24 protein-coding genes are annotated in these 20,431 nt (G+C 50.8%); 17 read left to right on the forward strand and 7 right to left on the reverse strand.

The window, feature by feature from the left end:
• From oppC to LLF79_RS04460, 4 genes are read left to right on the forward strand one after another with little or no spacing between them, the layout of a single operon-like run.
• Positions 1-909 (forward strand): oligopeptide ABC transporter permease OppC, encoded by a 909-nt coding sequence (gene oppC, locus LLF79_RS04445; protein WP_008502787.1) that lies wholly within the window; start codon positions 1-3, stop codon positions 907-909.
• 11 nt (positions 910-920) lie between these two features.
• Positions 921-1,934, forward strand: a complete 1,014-nt coding sequence (locus tag LLF79_RS04450; protein WP_024907097.1) for an ABC transporter ATP-binding protein — start codon at positions 921-923, stop codon at positions 1,932-1,934.
• The gene (gene oppF, locus LLF79_RS04455) at positions 1,931-2,935 is read left to right on the forward strand and encodes a murein tripeptide/oligopeptide ABC transporter ATP-binding protein OppF (RefSeq protein ID WP_008502789.1); all 1,005 of its coding nucleotides are present in this window, start codon (positions 1,931-1,933) and stop codon (positions 2,933-2,935) included. The genes LLF79_RS04450 and oppF overlap by 4 nt, the downstream gene beginning before the upstream one ends.
• Before the next feature lie 14 nt (positions 2,936-2,949).
• Positions 2,950-3,819 (forward strand): ion transporter, encoded by an 870-nt coding sequence (locus tag LLF79_RS04460; RefSeq protein WP_031274926.1) that lies wholly within the window; start codon positions 2,950-2,952, stop codon positions 3,817-3,819.
• Between the two features lie 31 nt (positions 3,820-3,850).
• Here the strand turns inward: LLF79_RS04460 and LLF79_RS04465 are convergent, their stop codons facing one another.
• Positions 3,851-4,180: an HI1450 family dsDNA-mimic protein gene (locus tag LLF79_RS04465; protein ID WP_006810881.1), complete on the reverse strand. Its 330-nt coding sequence runs from the start codon at positions 4,178-4,180 to the stop codon at positions 3,851-3,853.
• A gap of 33 nt (positions 4,181-4,213) precedes the next feature.
• Positions 4,214-5,674, reverse strand: coding sequence for a cardiolipin synthase (gene cls / locus LLF79_RS04470; RefSeq protein ID WP_008502791.1), 1,461 nt, complete (start codon positions 5,672-5,674; stop codon positions 4,214-4,216).
• A 144-nt stretch (positions 5,675-5,818) separates the two neighbouring features.
• Between cls and LLF79_RS04475 the strand changes: the two genes are divergently transcribed.
• Both LLF79_RS04475 and leuE read left to right on the forward strand, forming a co-directional pair.
• A complete protein-coding gene (locus LLF79_RS04475) occupies positions 5,819-5,992 on the forward strand; it encodes a YciY family protein (RefSeq protein WP_021240326.1) in 174 nt (57 codons plus the stop codon).
• A gap of 111 nt (positions 5,993-6,103) precedes the next feature.
• Complete coding sequence (gene leuE / locus LLF79_RS04480) at positions 6,104-6,739, forward strand: leucine efflux protein LeuE (RefSeq protein ID WP_008502792.1); 636 nt, start codon at positions 6,104-6,106, stop codon at positions 6,737-6,739.
• Positions 6,740-6,852: 113 nt separating this feature from the next.
• Here the strand turns inward: leuE and LLF79_RS04485 are convergent, their stop codons facing one another.
• Together LLF79_RS04485 and LLF79_RS04490 are read right to left on the reverse strand one after the other, a co-directional pair.
• Complete coding sequence (locus tag LLF79_RS04485) at positions 6,853-7,863, reverse strand: tyrosine-type recombinase/integrase (protein ID WP_227879132.1); 1,011 nt, start codon at positions 7,861-7,863, stop codon at positions 6,853-6,855.
• A gap of 96 nt (positions 7,864-7,959) precedes the next feature.
• Positions 7,960-8,259 (reverse strand): helix-turn-helix domain-containing protein, encoded by a 300-nt coding sequence (locus tag LLF79_RS04490; RefSeq protein ID WP_032665606.1) that lies wholly within the window; start codon positions 8,257-8,259, stop codon positions 7,960-7,962.
• Between the two features lie 119 nt (positions 8,260-8,378).
• On the opposite strand from LLF79_RS04490, the gene LLF79_RS04495 reads away from it, so the two are divergent.
• Positions 8,379-8,657 (forward strand): regulatory phage cox family protein, encoded by a 279-nt coding sequence (locus LLF79_RS04495; RefSeq protein ID WP_032665605.1) that lies wholly within the window; start codon positions 8,379-8,381, stop codon positions 8,655-8,657.
• Between the two features lie 41 nt (positions 8,658-8,698).
• Positions 8,699-8,938: a hypothetical protein gene (locus tag LLF79_RS04500; protein ID WP_181826458.1), complete on the forward strand. Its 240-nt coding sequence runs from the start codon at positions 8,699-8,701 to the stop codon at positions 8,936-8,938.
• Between the two features lie 2 nt (positions 8,939-8,940).
• Here LLF79_RS04500 and LLF79_RS04505 read toward each other — a convergent pair whose 3' ends face one another.
• Positions 8,941-9,129: a DUF4175 domain-containing protein gene (locus LLF79_RS04505; protein ID WP_227879133.1), complete on the reverse strand. Its 189-nt coding sequence runs from the start codon at positions 9,127-9,129 to the stop codon at positions 8,941-8,943.
• Positions 9,130-9,226: 97 nt separating this feature from the next.
• On the opposite strand from LLF79_RS04505, the gene LLF79_RS04510 reads away from it, so the two are divergent.
• The 8 genes from LLF79_RS04510 to LLF79_RS04545 all read left to right on the forward strand — a co-directional run bounded on the left by LLF79_RS04510 (position 9,227) and on the right by LLF79_RS04545 (position 16,271).
• Entirely contained in the window at positions 9,227-9,397 is a 171-nt protein-coding gene (locus LLF79_RS04510; protein ID WP_224979056.1) for a hypothetical protein, read from the forward strand.
• Positions 9,394-9,894, forward strand: a complete 501-nt coding sequence (locus LLF79_RS04515) for a hypothetical protein (protein ID WP_059354247.1) — start codon at positions 9,394-9,396, stop codon at positions 9,892-9,894. Before LLF79_RS04510 ends, LLF79_RS04515 begins: the two co-directional genes overlap by 4 nt.
• Before the next feature lie 66 nt (positions 9,895-9,960).
• On the forward strand, positions 9,961-10,179 hold the full coding sequence (locus LLF79_RS04520) for a DUF2732 family protein (RefSeq protein WP_045352351.1): 219 nt from the start codon (positions 9,961-9,963) through the stop codon (positions 10,177-10,179).
• Positions 10,180-10,201: 22 nt separating this feature from the next.
• Positions 10,202-10,465: a DUF5405 family protein gene (locus LLF79_RS04525; RefSeq protein ID WP_224979055.1), complete on the forward strand. Its 264-nt coding sequence runs from the start codon at positions 10,202-10,204 to the stop codon at positions 10,463-10,465.
• A 1-nt stretch (position 10,466) separates the two neighbouring features.
• The gene (locus LLF79_RS04530; RefSeq protein WP_227879134.1) at positions 10,467-12,761 is read left to right on the forward strand and encodes a replication endonuclease; all 2,295 of its coding nucleotides are present in this window, start codon (positions 10,467-10,469) and stop codon (positions 12,759-12,761) included.
• 312 nt (positions 12,762-13,073) lie between these two features.
• Positions 13,074-14,153 carry a PP2C family serine/threonine-protein phosphatase gene (locus LLF79_RS04535; protein ID WP_227879135.1) on the forward strand — a complete coding sequence of 360 codons (1,080 nt, stop codon included), beginning with the start codon at positions 13,074-13,076 and terminating at the stop codon, positions 14,151-14,153.
• A complete protein-coding gene (locus LLF79_RS04540) occupies positions 14,146-15,210 on the forward strand; it encodes a serine/threonine-protein kinase (protein ID WP_227879136.1) in 1,065 nt (354 codons plus the stop codon). The genes LLF79_RS04535 and LLF79_RS04540 overlap by 8 nt, the downstream gene beginning before the upstream one ends.
• The gene (locus tag LLF79_RS04545; protein WP_227879137.1) at positions 15,207-16,271 is read left to right on the forward strand and encodes a serine/threonine-protein kinase; all 1,065 of its coding nucleotides are present in this window, start codon (positions 15,207-15,209) and stop codon (positions 16,269-16,271) included. The genes LLF79_RS04540 and LLF79_RS04545 overlap by 4 nt, the downstream gene beginning before the upstream one ends.
• 313 nt (positions 16,272-16,584) lie before the next feature.
• Here the strand turns inward: LLF79_RS04545 and LLF79_RS04550 are convergent, their stop codons facing one another.
• Both LLF79_RS04550 and LLF79_RS04555 read right to left on the reverse strand, forming a co-directional pair.
• Positions 16,585-17,610: a phage portal protein gene (locus tag LLF79_RS04550; protein WP_227879138.1), complete on the reverse strand. Its 1,026-nt coding sequence runs from the start codon at positions 17,608-17,610 to the stop codon at positions 16,585-16,587.
• Between the two features lies 1 nt (position 17,611).
• Positions 17,612-19,381: a terminase ATPase subunit family protein gene (locus LLF79_RS04555; RefSeq protein ID WP_227879139.1), complete on the reverse strand. Its 1,770-nt coding sequence runs from the start codon at positions 19,379-19,381 to the stop codon at positions 17,612-17,614.
• A gap of 166 nt (positions 19,382-19,547) precedes the next feature.
• On the opposite strand from LLF79_RS04555, the gene LLF79_RS04560 reads away from it, so the two are divergent.
• Positions 19,548-20,402, forward strand: coding sequence for a GPO family capsid scaffolding protein (locus tag LLF79_RS04560; protein ID WP_032652229.1), 855 nt, complete (start codon positions 19,548-19,550; stop codon positions 20,400-20,402).
• Positions 20,403-20,431: the final 29 nt, after the last annotated feature.

Here is a 20,431-nt window from a genome sequence, read left to right on the forward strand (position 1 = left end):
ATGATGTTGAGTAAGAAAAACAGCGAGGCGCTGGAAAACTTCAGTGAAAAACTGGAAGTGGAAGGTCGTAGCCTCTGGCAGGACGCGCGTCGTCGCTTTATGCACAACCGCGCGGCGGTGGCGAGTCTGGTAGTTCTGGTGATCATCGCGCTGTTTGTGACCCTTGCCCCGATGCTGTCGCAATTTACCTATTTCGACACCGACTGGGGCATGATGTCCAGCGCGCCGGATATGGAGTCTGGCCACTATTTTGGCACGGACTCCTCCGGACGTGACCTGCTGGTGCGCGTCGCTATCGGCGGGCGTATCTCGCTGATGGTCGGGATTGCTGCCGCGCTGGTGGCGGTGATCGTCGGGACGCTCTATGGCTCACTGTCCGGCTACCTTGGCGGCAAAGTGGACTCGGTGATGATGCGTCTGCTGGAAATCCTGAACTCCTTCCCGTTTATGTTCTTCGTCATCCTGCTGGTGACCTTCTTTGGTCAGAATATCCTGTTGATCTTCGTGGCCATCGGGATGGTGTCATGGCTGGATATGGCGCGTATTGTTCGCGGCCAGACGCTGAGCCTCAAACGCAAAGAGTTTATCGAAGCCGCGCAGGTCGGCGGTGTCTCTACCGGGAATATCGTGGTTCGCCATATCGTTCCTAACGTGCTGGGCGTGGTGGTGGTCTATGCCTCACTGCTGGTACCAAGCATGATCCTGTTTGAATCCTTCCTGAGCTTCCTCGGTCTGGGTACGCAGGAGCCGCTGAGCAGCTGGGGCGCGCTGCTGAGTGACGGTGCAAACTCAATGGAAGTATCACCGTGGCTGCTGTTATACCCGGCGGGTTTCCTGGTCGTTACCCTGTTTTGTTTTAACTTTATCGGCGATGGCCTGCGTGATGCCCTCGACCCGAAAGACCGTTAAGGAGCGCCGTCATGACAATGATTGAAACGGCAACTGCGCCACAGGCGCAGCAGCGGAGCGACCTTCTGCTGGACGTAAAAGATCTTCGCGTCACCTTTAAGACCCCGGACGGGGATGTGACCGCCGTGAACGATCTCAACTTCAACCTGCGCGCGGGTGAAACGCTCGGTATCGTGGGGGAATCTGGTTCCGGTAAATCCCAGACCGCCTTTGCGTTAATGGGCCTGCTGGCCGCTAACGGTGTGATTGGCGGTTCCGCAAAATTCAACGGTCGTGAAATCCTCAACCTGCCGGAGCACGAGCTGAACAAGCTGCGCGCCGAGCAGATCTCGATGATTTTCCAGGATCCGATGACCTCGCTGAACCCGTACATGCGCGTCGGTGAGCAACTGATGGAAGTGCTGATGCTGCACAAAGGTCTGGGCAAAGCCGAAGCCTTTGAAGAGTCGGTCAAAATGCTTGATGCGGTGAAAATGCCGGAAGCGCGCAAGCGTATGCGCATGTTCCCGCACGAGTTCTCCGGCGGTATGCGTCAGCGCGTGATGATTGCGATGGCGCTGCTGTGCCGGCCAAAGCTGCTGATTGCCGACGAACCGACCACCGCGCTGGACGTTACCGTTCAGGCGCAAATCATGACCCTGCTGAACGAGCTCAAGCGTGAGTTCAACACGGCGATTATCATGATCACCCACGACCTGGGCGTGGTGGCGGGCATCTGTGACAAAGTGCTGGTGATGTATGCCGGTCGTACCATGGAATACGGCAAAGCGCGTGACGTGTTCTATCAGCCAGCCCATCCTTACTCGATTGGCCTGCTGAACGCGGTGCCGCGTCTCGATGCGGAAGGGGAATCCCTGCTGACCATTCCGGGCAACCCGCCAAACCTGCTGCGCCTGCCGAAAGGCTGTCCGTTCCAGCCGCGCTGTCCGCACGCGATGGAAATCTGCAATAGCGCACCGCCGCTGGAAGAGTTTGCACCAGGCCGTCTGCGCGCCTGCTTTAAGCCGCAGGAGGAGCTGGTATGAACGCATTAGATGAAAAACGTAATGTCCTGCTCGAAATTGCTGACCTTAAGGTGCATTTCGACATCAAGGACGGCAAACAGTGGTTCTGGCAGCCGTCGAAGACCCTGAAAGCGGTGGACGGCGTCACGCTGCGCCTGTATGAAGGGGAAACCCTGGGCGTGGTGGGCGAGTCCGGCTGCGGTAAATCGACCTTTGCGCGCGCCATTATCGGTCTGGTAAAAGCCACCGACGGCAAAGTGGCCTGGCTGGGTAAAGATCTGCTGGGCATGAAGCCCGACGAGTGGCGCGACGTGCGCAGCGATATCCAGATGATTTTCCAGGATCCACTGGCGTCATTAAACCCGCGTATGACCATCGGTGAGATTATTGCCGAGCCGCTGCGGACCTATCATCCGAAGATGTCTCGCCAGGAAGTGCGCGATCGCGTTAAGGCGATGATGCTGAAAGTCGGGCTGTTGCCTAACCTCATCAACCGCTATCCTCACGAGTTCTCCGGCGGTCAGTGTCAGCGTATTGGTATTGCGCGCGCCCTGATCCTCGAACCGAAGCTGATTATCTGTGATGAGCCAGTTTCCGCGCTCGACGTCTCCATTCAGGCGCAGGTGGTTAACCTGCTGCAGAAGCTGCAGCGCGAAATGGGGCTGTCGCTGATCTTCATCGCGCATGACCTGGCCGTGGTGAAACACATCTCTGACCGCGTGCTGGTGATGTATCTGGGGCACGCCGTGGAGCTGGGCACCTATGACGAGGTGTACCACAATCCACTGCACCCTTACACCAAAGCGCTGATGTCGGCGGTGCCGATCCCCGATCCCGATCTGGAAAAGAATAAGACCATCCAACTTCTGGAAGGGGAATTGCCTTCACCGATTAACCCGCCGTCGGGCTGCGTCTTCCGCACGCGCTGCCCTATGGCCGGGCCGGAATGTGCGAAAACGCGGCCGGTTCTGGAAGGCAGTTTCCGACATGCGGTTTCCTGCCTGAAAGTAGACCCGTTATAATCGCAAGGGCTGACATGATGTCAGCCCTTATTTTTTGCGAGGTCACTGTGTCGCGTTTATTCACGTCAGCCCGTCGGCGGCTTTATCATGTTTTATTCGATCCTGAAACGGTATCCGGACGGCGCTTCGAGGGTCTTTGTGGTTTATTTGCGCTCCTCAGCGTGGTTATCATCTTTATTGAATCGGGTGCCGGGACGCAATACCACCTGACGTTTGACGAATGGCATGTCTTTGTCTGGCTTGAGCTGGCGATTACCCTGGTGTTTACCGCTGAATATCTCCTCCGAGTGATTGCCTGGCCTAACCCGGCCCGATATGTTTTCAGCTTCTGGGGATTTATCGATTTAGCCACCATTCTGCCGCTCTACGTCATGTGGCTGTGGCCGGAAATCAGCCTGAGCTATGTCTTTGCCTGGCGAGCGATGCGCGTTATTCGCGTATTACGTATTCTGAAATTACTGCGCTTTATGCCCTCACTGCGCATATTCTGGAGCGCAATCGTCAGCGCCCGTCATCAGCTTATTCTGTTCTATTCGTTTATTGCCATTGTCATGATTGTTTTTGGCGCACTGATGTATCTGATTGAGGGGCCGAAATATGGCTTTACGACGCTCAATGCGTCCGTCTACTGGGCGATAGTGACCGTAACGACCGTGGGGTACGGGGATATCACGCCCCATACGCCGCTGGGGCGAATTGTGGCCTCAGTGCTTATTTTGATTGGCTATTCGGTCATTGCCATTCCGACCGGGCTGATTACCACGCACATGAGTAGCGCATTTCAGAGCCGCAAGCAGCAGCGCAAATGTCCGCGATGTCATCAGGGGGAACATGAACTCAACGCGCGTTTTTGTCACCGCTGTGGGAATCCGTTGCCGGAGTAAATAAAAAAGGCTGCAATCGCAGCCTTTTTTATTATTCGCGCCAGAGAATATGGCACAGCTTGTGGTCTTTCTCACGGCAGAGCAGGACGCGAGCGAAGATATCATTAATTTCGCCACCGTCTTCATCGGCCAGCCCGATAACCACTTCGGCGAAGAAGTCAGGGTTCAGGTCGAAATCCACATGCTCAGCCCAGTCTTCTGAAGGGTCGAACAGTTCGGCACCGCCGCGCTCTTCGAACTGCAGATTAAAGAGGATCACGTCTGCGGGATCGAGGTTATCAACCGCCAGTTCGAGAAAAATGTCATAGGCCTGCTCGAGCGTTTCGTCTTCGGTCAGGCGATTGTTCAGATCCATTTCCATGATGACTACCTGTTTAACATCGTTGGGCACGTTTTACAGCAACGGACTAAAGAAGTAAAACAGTCGTTCGGCAATTCTCTGCCACAGCGGACGTTTTACCCACAGTCTGGCATCCAGCAGCCGCGAGCGGGAGATATAATCATCCTGCACCGCCGCGAGATCGCCGCCAAAGCCGGCATCATCAATAACCAGCGTGATTTCAAAGTTGAGCCACAGGCTGCGCATATCCAGGTTCACCGTTCCCACCAGGCTTAACTCGCCGTCGACAAGCACGCTCTTGGTGTGGAGCAGTCCACCTTCGAACTGGTAGATCTTCACCCCTGCAGCCAGCAGTTCGCTAAAGAATGCCCGGCTGGCCCAGCCCACCAGAAGGGAGTCATTTTTGCGCGGCAAAATAATGCTCACATCGACGCCGCGCTGCGCCGCGGTACAGATCGCGTGCAGGAGGTCATCGCTGGGAACAAAGTAGGGCGTCGTCATGATCAGATATTCACGCGCCGAGTAGGTCGCCGTCAGCAGCGCCTGATGAATCAAATCCTCCGGGAAGCCCGGCCCGGAAGCAATGGTATGAATAGTGTGACCGCTGGCCTCTTCAAACGGCATAATATTGCCGTCCGGCGGTGGCGGCAGGATGCGTTTGCCGGTCTCTATCTCCCAGTCGCAGGAGTAGACGATGCCCATCGAGGTGGCAATCGGCCCCTCCATGCGCGCCATCAAATCCACCCACTGACCCACGCCCGAGTCCTGTTTAAAAAAGCGCGGGTCAACCATGTTCATGCTGCCGGTGTAGGCAATATAGTTATCGATCATGATCATTTTACGGTGCTGACGAAGGTCCATCCGGCGCAGAAACACGCGCAGGAGGTTAACCTTCAGCGCCTCAACCACCTCGATACCGGCATTGCGCATCATCCCTGCCCAGGGACTGCGGAAAAATGCCACGCTGCCCGCAGAGTCAAGCATCAGACGGCAGTGAATGCCGCGTCGCGCCGCGGCCATCAGGGATTCCGCGACCTGGTCAGCCATCCCGCCGGGCTGCCAGATATAGAAAACCATCTCGATATTATGACGCGCCAGCTGGATATCGCGGATTAACGCCTGCATAACGTCGTCGGACGAGGTTAGCAGCTGGAGCTGATTACCCTTAACGCCGCCAATCCCCTGACGGCGCTCGCACAGCTTAAACAGTGACGAGGCGACGCTGCTGTTCTCCTCGGCAAAGATATGCTTGCAGGCTTTAAGGTCGTTCAGCCACTTCGCGGTGGAGGGCCACATGGCGCGGGCCCGCTCGGCGCGGCGTTTACCGAGATGAAGCTCACCGAAAGAGAGATAGGCGATAATTCCCACCAGCGGCAGGATATAGATGATCAGAAGCCAGGCCATGGCAGAGGGTACGGCTCTGCGCTTCATCAGGATGCGTAACGTCACACCCGCGATTAACAGCCAGTATCCCAAAATGACCAGCCAACTCACCACGGTGTAGAAGGTTGTCATAGGTAAAAAAATCCTTTTGAAAGCGTATTGTTATGAGTGTACGCATCAGGATTCATCTGGCAAATAAAAACGCCAGGTAAAAGCGCTGGTTTGCAGCCGGGTTGGGTTTATAATGGCGTCTCTGTTTGAGAAAGAGTTGTAGACATGAAGCGCAGTAGAACAGAAGTAGGGCGCTGGCGCATGTTGCGACAGGTGAGTCGTCGCAAGGCTCGTTGGCTGGAAGCACAATCCCGCCGCAATATGCGTATTCACGCCATCAGAAAATGTGGAATGACCCGGCACCGCAACGCGTTGCTGTTCGCCGTCCAGGATATCTGAGTACCATGAGGGCACCGTAATGGTGCCCGCTGATTTTATAAGGTCTGATTTTTGGGAGTAGCGTGGTTGCAGCGCTATTCCTGTTGTGTTGAGCAAAAGGAGGGAGAAGAAGTGTTTGCGGAGTTTGGCGTACTGAATTTCTGGACGTATGTTGTTGGCGCGTTTTTTATCGTGCTGGTACCGGGGCCGAATACCCTGTTTGTGCTTAAAACTGGAATTGGACACGGCGTTAAAAAAGGGTACCTGGCCGCCACGGGTGTATTTATCGGCGATGCGGTGCTGATGTTTCTTGCCTGGGCGGGCGTCGCTGCATTAATCCAGACCACGCCAGTACTGTTTAATATCGTGCGTTATCTCGGCGCCTTCTACCTGCTGTGGCTGGGCGGCAAAATGCTCTGGTCGGTCATTACCCGCCAGAATCACGCTCAGGAAAGCGGCACCGAGCCTGCCAGCACGATCATGAAACGTTCGCTGGTGCTGAGCCTGACGAATCCAAAAGCGATTCTGTTCTACGTATCGTTCTTTGTTCAGTTCATTGACGTGAATGCGCAGAACACCGGTACCTCTTTCCTTATCCTCGCGACGACGCTTGAGTTGATAAGCTTCATGTACATGAGCTTCCTGATCTTCTCCGGTGCATTTGTCACGCGCTATCTCAAAACGAAAAAGAAACTGGCAAAGCTGGGGAACGGGCTGATAGGGCTGCTGTTTGTCGGGTTTGCGGCGAGGTTAGCGTCGCTGCATTGATTGATTGATGAAAGGCTCCTGCGGGAGCCTTTTTAATGTCTGGCGTAGCTGGAAAGCCGCGCCAGACAAGGCTTCACGTTTTACTACTAGCAGCCAAAAGCCATAAAAAGCGGCTAGGGTGTGGACACATTGTGGACACTCTTACCACCATTAGCACCCTTCAGCGGGTTAAGCGAAATCGCGTCCTGCAGATACTGAGGAGCGAAGTGCGCATAGACCATTGTCTGCGCAATTTTCGTATGACCTAAGATCCTCTGCAGTGTGATGATATTGCCCCCGTTAATCATAAAGTGCGTGGCGAAAGAGTGTCGTAGAGCATGTGTTGCTTGCCCCGCCGGTAAGTCGGGCTTAACTTCTTTGAGGATTCGCCTGAATTCAGCATAACTGGCGTCAGGAAACAGAAAACCTCGTGTTTTGCCTACAACATAAGCCGCAACGTCATCAGAGATCGGGACCGTGCGGGGTGTGTTGGTTTTCGTCTTAACGAAAGACACCCGGTTATGAATCACGTTCTCCGCCTTCAACCGCGCAGCTTCTCCCCATCTTGCCCCGGTACTCAAACACAAAACCGCAATTTTACGATTATCACCTGAGAGCGCAGCAAGTAAGGCGTCAATTTCCTCAAGAGTGAGATAGCCCGTTTCGGCAGTCTGCTCTTTCAGTTTTTTGAATCCCCTGAATGGATGCTCACCGTTATACAGTTCTGACTCAATCAGGGTTGTGAACATCCCACCTAGTGTGATCAGGTCACGGTTGATGGTAGTTGGCTTAATACCTTCACCCCGACGTTGAGCACAATATTGCGTTATCAGGCTCTTGGTGATCTGGAAAGCGCACGGGTTTCCGGTCATCGTTTCGAAACGCTCAATTTTCCTGAGATACGATTGACCGTGCTCCTCATGTTTACCTTTCAGCTTCCACCACAACTCTTTCAGTTCTGACAATTGGCGTTTGTCCATTGGTTTTGAGAGCCATTCCTTTGAGTGATGGTTATATTGAGTGTGCTTTTCAAAAGCCATCGCCTCGCTTTTCTTGTCGAACTTCCGACGGATGCGTTTTCCGTTACGCCCGCTCGGTCTAATGTCCACTTCATATCGACCATCATCGAGCTTTTTAACAGACATAAAGCCTCCCGATGATGTAACTGCGTACTTCAATTTCCTGATTTAAATAGCAAAAACTCACTGTGCATTTGCTGCACAAAAAAGCGCCGTAAATGGTTAGCCAGTTTTCTGGTCTGAGTGGGGTGACGTTGTTGTCTGCTGCCCAAAGTGCGCGAGAGCCGGTGCAATTTGCCCAGCTTCAGGTGCTATTTGATCAGTCATAAACCACATGGTGTATTTCGTGAAACGAGGGTGCTGGAGAATTTTCATTATGGATTCCACACCTGCATTTTTGGAGCGGCTTTCGTAGCTCGAAAGTGAACTATAAGGAACGCCAGTCAAGTCACTGACTTCCCTACGGTTTAACCTCTCTGACTCCCGCATGAGCTTTAGCTTCTCTGAAACGTGTATTGACATGATTACTCCTATTGCGTAATTTTATGTTCAAGGTGTCTATTGTTTTGCATTCGTAGTTACACTAAAGGCAATTATAAGCCATTAAGAGCAATTAAAACGCTAACGGAGAAGTGTACCAGATGAAGAAGACGTTAGAGAGCGCAACTGACGCAGTTCCATATCAGGAGTTTGCACGCCTGATAGGTAAAACCCCGGCGGCCGTAAAAGGGATGATTGAGAAAGGAAAATTACCAATCATTGAAATGACCGACCCACAATCTGCTACTGGAAGAGCTGGGGAGTATTGGGTCTACCTTCCAGCATGGAACAACGGTATGAAGATGGCATATGAGAGCCGTCCTAGAGAGATTCGCGATGGTTGGTTGATGTGGCTCGGCTTAGGGCAACCATCACGGTAATTAGATTCATCTAATCCATTCAAATTCAATCGAGAAATAGCATGTCTAAACCAATAAAGCATGGCTGCATTCGTCATATCACTAATGGTATGCGGGTGCTGATCGACTTAAAAAGCGTGGCCGCTATCCGTGAGCGCACTGAAACAGCCGACAAAGTTGAGGTGCATCTTACGTCTGGAGAGGTTTTTGAACTTGATGTTGCCTATGAGGAGATTGCAGGGCTGTATCTGGAATTTTTAGCAAAAGAACGTGGGGCTATGGCAAACCCCACCAGTATTTGAGCTTAGTTGATATCTAAGAAGCTTTTATGCGTGAAAGGCATTTTAGATTGAATTGCCTCTCTCAACTGGACTGACAGTTTGTTGATTTCCTCAGCCTTCTCACGATTAGAGATCGCATCAGAGGAAGAATTAACCAATGAAATGGCTGATTTTAGAATGGCAATTAATTCTTCATTTTGTTGATTAGTCATGAAATACCTCATGTGATTGGCTTGTTTTTGGCGATTCGATCCTATCACAAGGCCATGTGTCGGGCATGGTTAAAACCCGACTCCCTAAGGAGAATTTATGAAAGAGCCTCGCTGTATTGCACAGTTGCTTCGAAGAGAAAACCCTAATCCGATCAACTTCACCATCACTCACGGTCGCGGCCGCAAGGGCATAATCATCCGAACCCGAAAGCCGGGCGTTATCGAGAAGCTTCGTCGCCTGGTCAAAAAGAGAGGACTGTGGTTATGACGGTAATGACACTGGACGTGATCCAGAAACAACCAACAGCGCTTCGCGGTCTGGTCTGCAAGTATCTGGCTCAGCCTCGCTGGCAGGACACTTGCGATTTTTACAATCAGATGATGGAGCGGGAGCGTCTTACGGTTTGTTTCCACGCTCAATTAAAACAGCGCCACTCTGTGATGCGCTTAGAGGAAATGGCTGAAGCCGATCGTGAGCGTCTTGTTTGTGCGCTTGATGAATTGAGAACTGCATTTGCCCGGCACCGCCAAATTGGCTCGTCAAAAGCAACTTTCATCAGTCGCCTGACCGTTAGCCAAAGGCGCTCATTGTTCCTTCATGCGGGACTGACAGAACAGGAATTTATGATGCCGCACTGGCGTTTAAATGAAGAGGACTGTTATTGGCGTGACAAACTTTTCCGCGCTCTGCGAGAGCTGTTCAGCCTTTTTGAGTACGCACCAACTATTTTAACCTCGGTAAAACCTGAGCAGTATTTACATTAATTAATCTGGATTCGTTTTATTACGCGCCATACAGCGTGGGGACTCCTTTTGCCCGGAGATAGGCAAATGCAAAAACAAAATACAGCGCAGCGGGGGATGTATTCGGCACATCTGGCGCAGGCAGTAAGCGAGGCACAGCGCGACTTGGCGACTCGTTTCTCTTCTCAGTTTGATGGGCTTATCGCGTACATCAGTAAGTCAGAACTTAATCGCACCGAGATTATTGAGTTATTAGGCCAGGAGTCGGAAAAGTTACACAACTCAATTTTCGGTAGAGCTGGTTAACCACTGTTAACAGGAAGCAAAAATGAGCATACACATCGAGATTAATAACCAATTCGTCATCACCAGTGACCGCTATCAATTCATTTTGCAGGAAAAAAAGACCGCTACATCTGGGAAGAATGAAGGTAAGGAATGGTTAGATGTTGTGGGTTACTACCCAACTATCCCTAAGCTTATCTCAGGCTTGGTTTTGCATGATCTTTTGACCAGCGATCTTACCGGCTTCTCAGCTCTGGAAGCTCGGATTGAACGCATGGGGAAGCAATGTCTGGACGCTTTTAAATAATATGTCCAACGAACCTCGGGGGCGTGTTGCCCCCTCGCCACCACCACCAGTTTTGAAGGGCACCAGTGATTCATTCGTTGGTGCTTATCCCTGGAATAACGTCACCAAAGAGGCCATTGGCCGCGACAGACCCCTTACACGTGCCGAACTCCGTCAGGTGCAAGGTGTTTTAAACCGTATTGACCGTTTGCCGTTTTTCCTGCAAACGCTGTTTACATCGCGTTATAACTTCATCCGCCGTAAAAAGAGCCCTTTGGGTGGGCTGTATTTCCTTAAAAACACGTTTGAGCGCAAGCTGCTGCCGCGTCTTGAGCGTGTTAATGAGCTGTGCGGGATGAATGAATCCGCCTCGATTGGTTTTCTGTCTGCGCGGGATGAATATGCACGCCTGCCGGATCTGAACGACAAAGAGCTCAGGAAATTTGCTGCCAGAATTGCCTCTCAGCTCTGGAGCAAATATGAGGAGTTAAGCGACGCATGGGCGGAGGCTCACGGCGGGAAAGAGACACTTTTCACCGATGAAGCTCAGTCGCACCTATACGGGCAAGTGGCCGGTATTGCTCGCGCATTTAACATCACCCCTATGTACTGGAAAAAATACCGTAAGGGTCAGATGACGATCCGCATGGCATTTTCCGCTATTTCACGACTTATTAAAGACGAGTGGTGGGGCAACCAGCTCAAGGCTCAGCGGATGCGCTGGCGTGAAGCGCTGCTCATCGCAGCAGGTGAGGTCAACAAAGACCGTTCACCTTACGCAAGTAAAATGGCGATCCGCGATGTTCACGCGCGCCGCCTGGCTAATCTCGAATACCTGAAATCCTGCGAGCTGGAAAACAAAGTCACCGGCGAACGTATCGATCTCATCAGTAAGGTCATGGGCAGCATTTCTAACCCTGAAATACGCCGCATGGAGCTGATGAATACTATCGCCGGGATTGAGCGCTACGCGGCCAGTGTGGGTGACGTGGGGATGTTTATCACGCTGACCACACCCTCGAAGTATCACCCAACCCGTCAAGTTGGCAAAGGCGAAAGCAAAACGGTACAGCTCAATCATGGCTGGAACGACACCGCATTTACCCCCAAAGACGGCCAGCGCTATCTCTGCCGAATCTGGAGCCTGATGCGTACCGCGTTCAAGGATAACGATTTAGAGGTTTACGGGATGCGCGTTGTCGAGCCGCACCACGACGGAACGCCACACTGGCACATGATGCTGTTTTGCAAACCCGGTCAGCGTAAAGCCATCAACGAAATTATGCGTCGTTATGCCCTCAAAGAGGACGGACACGAAAAGGGCGCGGCAAAACAGCGCTTTGAATCCCGTCATCTTAATCAGGGCGGAGCGGCGGGTTATATCGCTAAATACATTGCAAAAAATATCGACGGTTACGCGCTCGACGGCCAGCTCGATCACGACACAGGCAAGCCTCTGAAAGATACTGCCGCAGCCGTCACCGCTTGGGCGTCAACATGGCGTATCCCTCAGTTTAAACCGATTGGTCTCCCGACGATGGGCGCTTACCGGGAACTGCGCAAACTGCCGCGTGGGGTGAGTATTGCCTGCGAGTTTGACGACAGGGTCGAGGCCGCGCGAGCAGCTGCAGATGAGGGTGACTTTGAGCGGTATATCATCGCGCAGGTCGGGGCAAACATGCCGCGTGATGCTCAGGCCGTCAGGGTCGCCCGTAAGGTGACGGATGAGGTTAATGAGTACGAAGAAGATATCGAGAGGGTGGTCGGTATTTATGCCCCTCATCTCGGGGCTCACCGTGTTCATGTAACCCGAACAGCCGAATGGCGCATCGTTCCAAAGGTTTTGGCCGTTGAGCCTTTGACCTTAAAAAGCGGCTCTGCCGCGCCTCGGAGTCCTGTCAATAACTGTGGAAAGCTCACCGGCGGTGGCGACCCAGTTATGACCCCCACACCGTCTGAGCAAGCCGCAGCGGTGCTCAATCTTGTTGTTGATGGAGTTATTGTATGGGATGACCCCGAAGTCATGAAGGTGCTCAGGGGCGCATTAAAAGAAGGAGCGCAGCAGCAAAACCGACAGCAAAGAAGCAGGGAGCCTTTAAAACTGCATGACGCAGCTCCATCAGGCAGGCTGACAAAATCCGAGCGTTCGCTAATACCGCGAATCCACTTTGATCTTTTACAACACAACATTTTGCCGAAACGTTGGGAGCTTGAGGTGCTGGCGCGCGGGGCGGTTTTGACATATGACGGGCAAAAATTTACGTATCCGGTTGCTGATGAGTGGCCGGGATTTCCGACAAATCAACGATACACATAGTTCGAAGTAAGATTTTGTATCACTAGATGCTGTGAATCGGAGACCGGGGTAACAGTGATATTGAAATCAGATTGGTCAGAGGCTTAGTATTCGCCATCCCAATAATATTCAACTAACTGTACTACATAAATTTTCTAATGAATTTGAGTGGTTAATGCTAGGAATCGCCGTTAGTGTTTTGTAATCTATAGCTTCGGATAAATGCTTGCTTGAGGAGGCGCTGTGAGTCGAGACTCTTACGAGATCCTTCATGAACAGATACACGCTTGGTTGCATAGAAAAAATATCGCTTCATCAGTGCGAAGAGTGTCTATGCTACCTGCAGCTATTGCTACAGACATAGGTCTAGTCAGGAAAGAGAACCAAGACCGGGTGGCTGTATTAAAATTTCGTCCTTTTAGTAAGAGTAAGGACATGATTGTCATCGCTTTAGCCGATGGCATGGGTGGAATGGAAGGGGGGGCTAATGCTGCTTCACTGACCGTATCAACCTTTTTTACTGAGATAATTAAACATTCAGGTTTGCCAATTAGGCAATGTCTTGAAATAGCCGTTTTAAAAGCAAATGAATCAGTTTTGAATGTATATAAAGGTAACGGTGGAGCTACATTATCAGCTTTGGCTGTTGATGAGTCTGATAACATTACCGCAATAAATGTCGGCGATAGTCGTATATATTCCATTAACGCTGAGCGCATAAGCCAAATTAGTGAAGATGATACGTTAGCTGTATTGGCAAAAAAATACAATGAATATCTTGGCAGTGAGTCAGGTGCTATTGATTCTAGGCTAGGTGGCGAGTTAGTACAGTTTATAGGTCTTGATGGTGTTCTGGAAATACATTTTCACGATATTCGACTTTCCCCTGGGGGAGTGGTTGCATTAACTTCAGATGGTGCTCATACCATCGATAGTAATAATTTGAGAAAACTATATTCTCATTCTAACAATACGGGTGTGTTTGCTAAGAGAGTTATAGACTTAGCTAGTTGGTTTGGTGGTTTTGATAATGCATCAATTGCGGTAGTTGAAATTGCGAATATACTGAGTGCGTTGGATGTTTCATCTGGGGATGTTATTAATTTATGGGATCCTTTTGGTGAAATGAAAGTAATTAGTGTGCAATCTGCACCGCTAAATGTTTCTAACTCTGTTCCTGTTAAAAATGTTGGTGATAGTAAAGATACTGATTTAGAATGCAACAATAAAATTGCCAGTAAAAAAGATGTATCTAAAAGGAAAACCCGGGCAAAGAAAAAAATCACTAATATGAAAGGCGATGAAGAAAGGAAAATTATAGAAGCCAATAATAATGACAAGTTGGAAAACATTTCACAATTAGATATTTCATTCTCTGAGAAAAACTCCACAAAAGGAGATAAAGATGACTGATTTTACTCTCCCGGCAAGGTATAAGAGGACTGAAGAAGAGTCGTCAGGAGGATTTGGTTGCGTGATCAAATGCTTGGATACTCATCTCGAAAGATTTGTTGCAATAAAATCCATAAGTGACCCTGATGATTCTCCTCGAATGAAGGATGAGTTATCAGCTTTAATGAAATTAAGATCGAAACATGTAGTTGAGCTTTATGATGTTATTAATTGTCAGGGTAATGGGATTGCAATAGTTGAAGAGTACGTTAACGGGCCTTCATTGGTGGAAATACAGGACAGGATATTAGATTCTGAAGATTTAATTAAAATTCTGTGGCAAATTTCTTCAGGTATTTCTGAGATACATTTTCATGACATTATTCATAGGGATATCAAGCCTGGAAACATGAAAATTGATTCTGAGGGAGTAGTGAAAATTTATGATTTTGGACTTTCTAGAAATGTTGAAGAAGCTAATACAATAGGTTTCAAAGGAACTCCCATATATGCTGCACCTGAATTATTTTTACATCAAGTAGCGTTTACGAAATCCATAGATACATATGCATTTGCTGTAACGGCAATGTTTTTGGCTAAGACACCAATACCAGCGGAAATGAGTGTTTTACCAAAAAAATTAGTCTCTAATCCTTTTGATAACTCTAATATACAGTTACCTGCACAGCTAAAAGAATTATTTTTTCAATGTTTAAATACGAGTCCAGATGAAAGGCCTGACATGGCTCATGTATGCCAAACTCTTAAAAAATTTGTTCTTTTCAACTCTCATAGAGCATTGCTAATTGCTGATAATGCTTCTCCTATTATTGTTTCTTCAAAAAACAAATCCGCAACATTTAATAATTCAGGTGTCGGGAATGTTGAGGTTAAATATTCTGGATCAGAGTTTTATATATCGAGCTTGAGTGGTGAGGTTTATGTGAACAATATAACTGCAAGGCAATATAATATTTTGCCTGATTCATGTGTCATTATATTGGGGGCATCGTCTAGGCCAAGAAAAGAGAGGGTTTTTATTACTTTTGATCTTTCTCATCCGGAGGTTGTGTTATGATAAATTTGACTCAAGGAACTCAAGTTAGCAGATATACAATCCTGAGAGAAATTGGTGAGGGGGGGATGCAAAAAGTTTATTTGGCAAAGGATAATATTCTTTCAAGGCATGTGGCTCTCAAGACTCCAAAAAATAAATCTGCAGAAAAAAGGTTTCATAGAAGTGCAATACTAGCCTCAAGAGTAAACCATCCAAATGTGGCGAAGACCTTAGATTATTTCATTGACGATGAAGGTAGAGAATTTCTAACGGAAGAGTTTATTGATGGAGTGGACTTGGATAAGGCTATTTTAGATACTTATACAAGTGTTGATCCATATTTAACTGCTAAAATATTTCATAATTTAGCTAAGGCTCTATCTGCTTCGCACCATGTTGACGTCATACACCGAGACCTCAAACCCTCAAATATAATGGTCGGCGGTGGTATCAATGCTACTGAGATAAAAATCACGGATTTCGGCATCTCAAAGATGGCGGGTGATGAAATCGATGAGGCTGCAAGAAATGGCCAAGATTCAATAAGTTCTTCGCAAACTGCTATCGGCGCTTTACCATATATGGCTCCGGAAATCATTCAGAGTCAAGGTAAGGTTTCGAAACCCACAGATATTTGGGCATTGGGTGCGATGATGTTCAGAATACTTACTGGTAAATACCCTTTTGGTATTGGTTATATGGCTATACCAAATATACTTTCTGGTACACATGCACCTTATCCAGACTTTATATTTTCAAATAGACAGTATGCGCCATTGGCAAATGAAATAATCAAACTTATAGAAGACTGTTTAAAATTGGATCCTTCTAAGCGCCCTACAGCAGACGAATTGGTGAAGCAATGTGGCGAACTATGTTATCCAGTGAGTACAAGGGTCTTTGGGGTCATCGGTGATACTAAAATGAAGTATGGATTCATCCGTGTGCCTAATCTTCCGCAAGTTTTTTTCCACTATGACAGTGTTTATGGTCAAAAACCTTTTATTAATGAAAAGGTTATATTTTCTAAGCATCGTGGCGGTGGGCATGATCGCGCGCATCCGGTTGTGAAGGCAAAGTAATGTTTTTTTGCATCATAACGCATGAATTTGCATGAGCAATTTACGAACTATAATTGTACAGCCCTCCAGTCTTGGTGGGCTTTTTCTTTTTAATACAACTGCATCAAAAGCCACACGTTAAGCGCGCAGGCGAGGCGGGGATAGCACTGCGCGCCAGACGTGGTGACGGGATTTATTTTGCGCGTCTGTGCGCGTCATGCTGGCTCGCTGTGATGTGAAGTTGGTCAAGCTGATGTCGGGGCGCTTGCGTCGCGTGTGTGGCGTCTGGCTTGCTCTGAGGGTGTGCCGCCCGGAGGCGGCATTTTGGGCGGGTTTAGTCGGTCTCGATGTTGTAATCCTTAAAGCGGATCACCTCCATCCCGAGCCAGTCGTTTATTTCTTTGAAACGCTCCTGCAGCGGCGTCAGCTCGTTACGCACAAATACCCGCGCCACCTTCTCGATATCGCCCATCGAGCCGATATTTTCAGGCTTGCCGCCCATGAGCTGGAACGGCACGCGGTGCGCATCGAGCAGGTCAGCGGCGCTCACCTTCTTGATGTTAAAAAAATCATCCTTCGTGGCGACTTCACTCAGCGGCACGATCTTAATGCCGTCCGGTTTCCCGTTCGGGGCGTAGAAAAACAGGTTTTTAAAATTCCCGAGCCCTTTCGAGTCGCGCATCGCGGAGCGCAGCGCCTCGACGTCGGTGCTGCTCTGCGCCGCGTCGGTCACGTACATGATGTAACCCGCGTGCGCGCCGTTCTGGTAATACTTGCGACGAAACAGCGTGGCGGATTCATTCAGCCAGGCAGAATTGAGCGCGCTCAGGTATTCCGGCATCCCGTAGAGCTCCTGATTGATATCGGGCTCAAGCAGATGGCACACCGAGCCGGGGGCGAACTGATGCGGGTGCGTATAGTCCGACACGTACCAGTAAACGCCATCCTCCACGCCACGGCGTGTGTATTTTGCCGGTGAGGTTTCAAGCTTCATGAGCTGGCCGGTCACGCTCATGCGCTTTTCGAGATAGCCGTTTGCAAACACCAGATAATCAAGCACAAGGCGGCTGAAGTCCTGACGAGACAGCAACGGGTGCGGGATAAAGGTGCTGGTCAGAATGTTGCGCTTTACGTAAATCGGGGAGCTGTGGTGTACGGCTGCGCGCAGGCTTTTTGCCAGTCCCGAGAAGTTGACCGGCGGCTCGTACCATTTGCCGTTATTGATGCACTCGACATAGTCGAGGATGTCGCGGCGATCCAGAACGGGTGACGGCTCACCAAAGGTGAACGCCTCCATTTTCTGCGGCGCGCTGGCGATCGTGCTGGTCTGTTTTAGCTGTTTGTTTTGGCGTTTTTTCATCTTAGTTAATATCCAGAATTGAACTTGATTGCATACCGCTACCGGCGGAAAGCGGCTCGTTTAACAGGGCGTGCATGGTCGCCCACGCGATATCCGCGTGGCTGGCTTCCTCGCTACGGCTGGCTTCATAGGTCGCGCTGCGGCCACTGCTGGTCATGGTTTTGCGGATTGCCATAAATGACTGCGTGATGTCGGTCGCCCCGGCGTCGTATTCCAGACACCCGCGGCGAATGGTGTCTTTTGCTTTCAGCACCATTGCGGTTTTCATTTCTGGCGTGTAGCGGATGGCGCGCGCCGCCGGGAAGAATGAGCGCACGAGCTGGTAAACACCCTGGCCGATGCCGGTCGCATCGATGCCGATATAGTCGACGGTGTATTTCTCGGTCAGCGCCCGGATGGCCTCGGCCTGCGCGGCAAAGTCCATGCCTTTCCACTGGTGACGCTCAAGGATGCGGAACTTGCCACCGGCAACCAGCGGCGGAGCCAGTACCGCGCACCCGGCGCTGTCACCGGTGTGTGACGGGTCATAGCCAATCCAGACCGGTCGCCAGTTAAACGGACGGTCGGCGAACGGCTCGAAGTCATCCCATTCTTCCATTGCGTCGACCATGCAGCGCTGCAGCTCCTCGAACGGGAATACCGATGCCTTATCGTCGACGAACTCGCACATAAACAGGTTACGGAAGTCATCCGCGCTGTTTTCCTGCTTAAGCTGGTCGAGGTTAAACAGGGTGCTGCCACCGGCAAGCGCGTCCTCAATGGTGACAATCTGCCGCCACTGTCCATCACCGCACAGCACGCCACCGGCGAGCGCCTGATGACTGATATCGATGTCGACACGCTCGTCGCGGTTGCTGCGGCCACGGTTAAACAGCTCGCCTGACCAGAACGGGTAAGCGCCGTGCGCCAGCGTCGATGGGGTCGAAAAATAGGTTGTGCGCAGGTGTGACTGCGAGGCCATGCCCGATGCGACTTTACGCAGCTTCTGGAAATTGGGTATCCAGAAAATTTCATCGACATACAGGTCGCCGTTGTGGCTCTGCGCGGTGTTGGAATTGGTCCCGAGAAAAATCAGCTCAGCGCCATTGTTGCCGATGACGATCGGGTCGCCTGACAGGTCGACGTCAACCAGACGGGCAAAGGCGATGATGTACTTACGGAAAACGTAAGCCTGCGTTTTACTGGCCGACAAAAATATCTGGTTTTGCCCGGTCCTGAGTGCGCGCAGGAGGGACTCGCGCGCAAAGTAGAACGTCGCGCCAATCTGGCGGGATTTCAGGATGTGGCGGATGCGGTGCTCTAATCCCGCTTTATGCCAGCGGAGCTGATAGTCAAACGACTGGTCGAAGAAAATCTCTTCCAGCTTTTCAATCGCTTCATCACTGAAGAAATTGCGTTTCGGCTTTTTGCGATCCCCTTTGTTACGGCTGGCGATATTGGGGTTTAAATCCACCTCGTTTCCGGTCTGGCCGTAGCGGTTAATGCGCGCAAGCCGCTCCATCTGGCGCGACAAAAAATCCGCGACTTTGAAGTCATGCGCGGTCAGGTCTGGCTTAGCATAGAGCTGGATAAGCCGCGCCTCTAATGTCGATTCCACGCGGTTAATCGGCGCGGTTTCTTCCCACCTATCCCGCTGTTTCCAGCTCTGTACGGTCGGGCGCTTGAGCTGCAGTATGTCGCAGATTTGCGGCACGGCGAACCCCTGCCAGTACAACAGCCGCGCCTGTCGTCGCGGGTCATTTATCAGAGAAAGGTCAGTTGAAATGGTCATGCTTGCCTCGTTTTTGGTCTGACGTGGCAAGGCTAAGGAAATAGGGGGTTATTCGCGCTAAGTGCTTGTTGTATCAGTTCTAACAGGAGCGCAAGCGGTGGCTGATACGGGTCAGAGTCGGGAAACTAAACCCGACCCGAAAACCCAACATCAGGACACCTGAACAATGGCAAAGAAAGTTTCTAAATGGTTTCGCATCGGCGTCGAGGGTGACACCTGCGATGGCCGCGTCATCAGCGGCGATGATATTCAGGATATGGCCGACACGTTCGACCCGCGCGTCTACGGCTGCCGCATTAACCTCGAACATATCCGGGGGCTGATGCCTGACAGCCAGTTTAAACGTTATGGCGATGTAACCGAGCTTAAGGCGGAGATTATCAGCGATGGCTCTGCGCTCGATGGCAAAAAAGCGCTGTTTGGCAAAATCCAGCCGCTCGACGAGCTGGTCAGCATGGTTAAGGCCGGGCAGAAGGTTTACACCTCCATGGAGATCCGTCCGAACTTTGCCAACAGCGGCAAGTGTTACCTCGTTGGCCTGGCCGTCACCGATGACCCGGCAAGCCTCGGCACGGAATACCTCGAATTCTGCAGTCGCGCCACGCAGAACCCGCTCGCCGGTAAAAAAGACCAGCCGGACGACGTTTTTTCTGTGGCTTCACTGGCTGAGCTGGAGTTTGAGGACGTTCCCGACACCATGCTCAACAGCCTGACCGATAAGGTCAAAGCCATTTTTGGCCGTAAGCAGGCCAGCGATGACGCCCGTTTCGCAGATGTACATGAGGCGGTGACCACCGTTACCGAGCAGGTACAAACCAATCTCAACGCCACCGATAAGCGCGTCACCGAGCTGGAGACCGCTTTTGCGCAGCTTAAGCAGGACGTGACCAGCAAAGTCGATGAAAACGCGCAGGCGTTTACCTCCCTGAAAAGCTCCCTCGACAGCACCGAAAGCCAGCGCCAGCCGCGCCGCGAGCTTTCAAAAGGCGGTACGGGCGACGAGCTGCTGACCAACTGCTGATAACGCGCCGGGTGCGTTGTCCGGCCTGA

Origin of the sequence: Enterobacter cloacae complex sp. 2021EL-01169, assembly GCF_020733125.1 — a bacterium.
Lineage (GTDB): Bacteria > Pseudomonadota > Gammaproteobacteria > Enterobacterales > Enterobacteriaceae > Enterobacter > Enterobacter roggenkampii.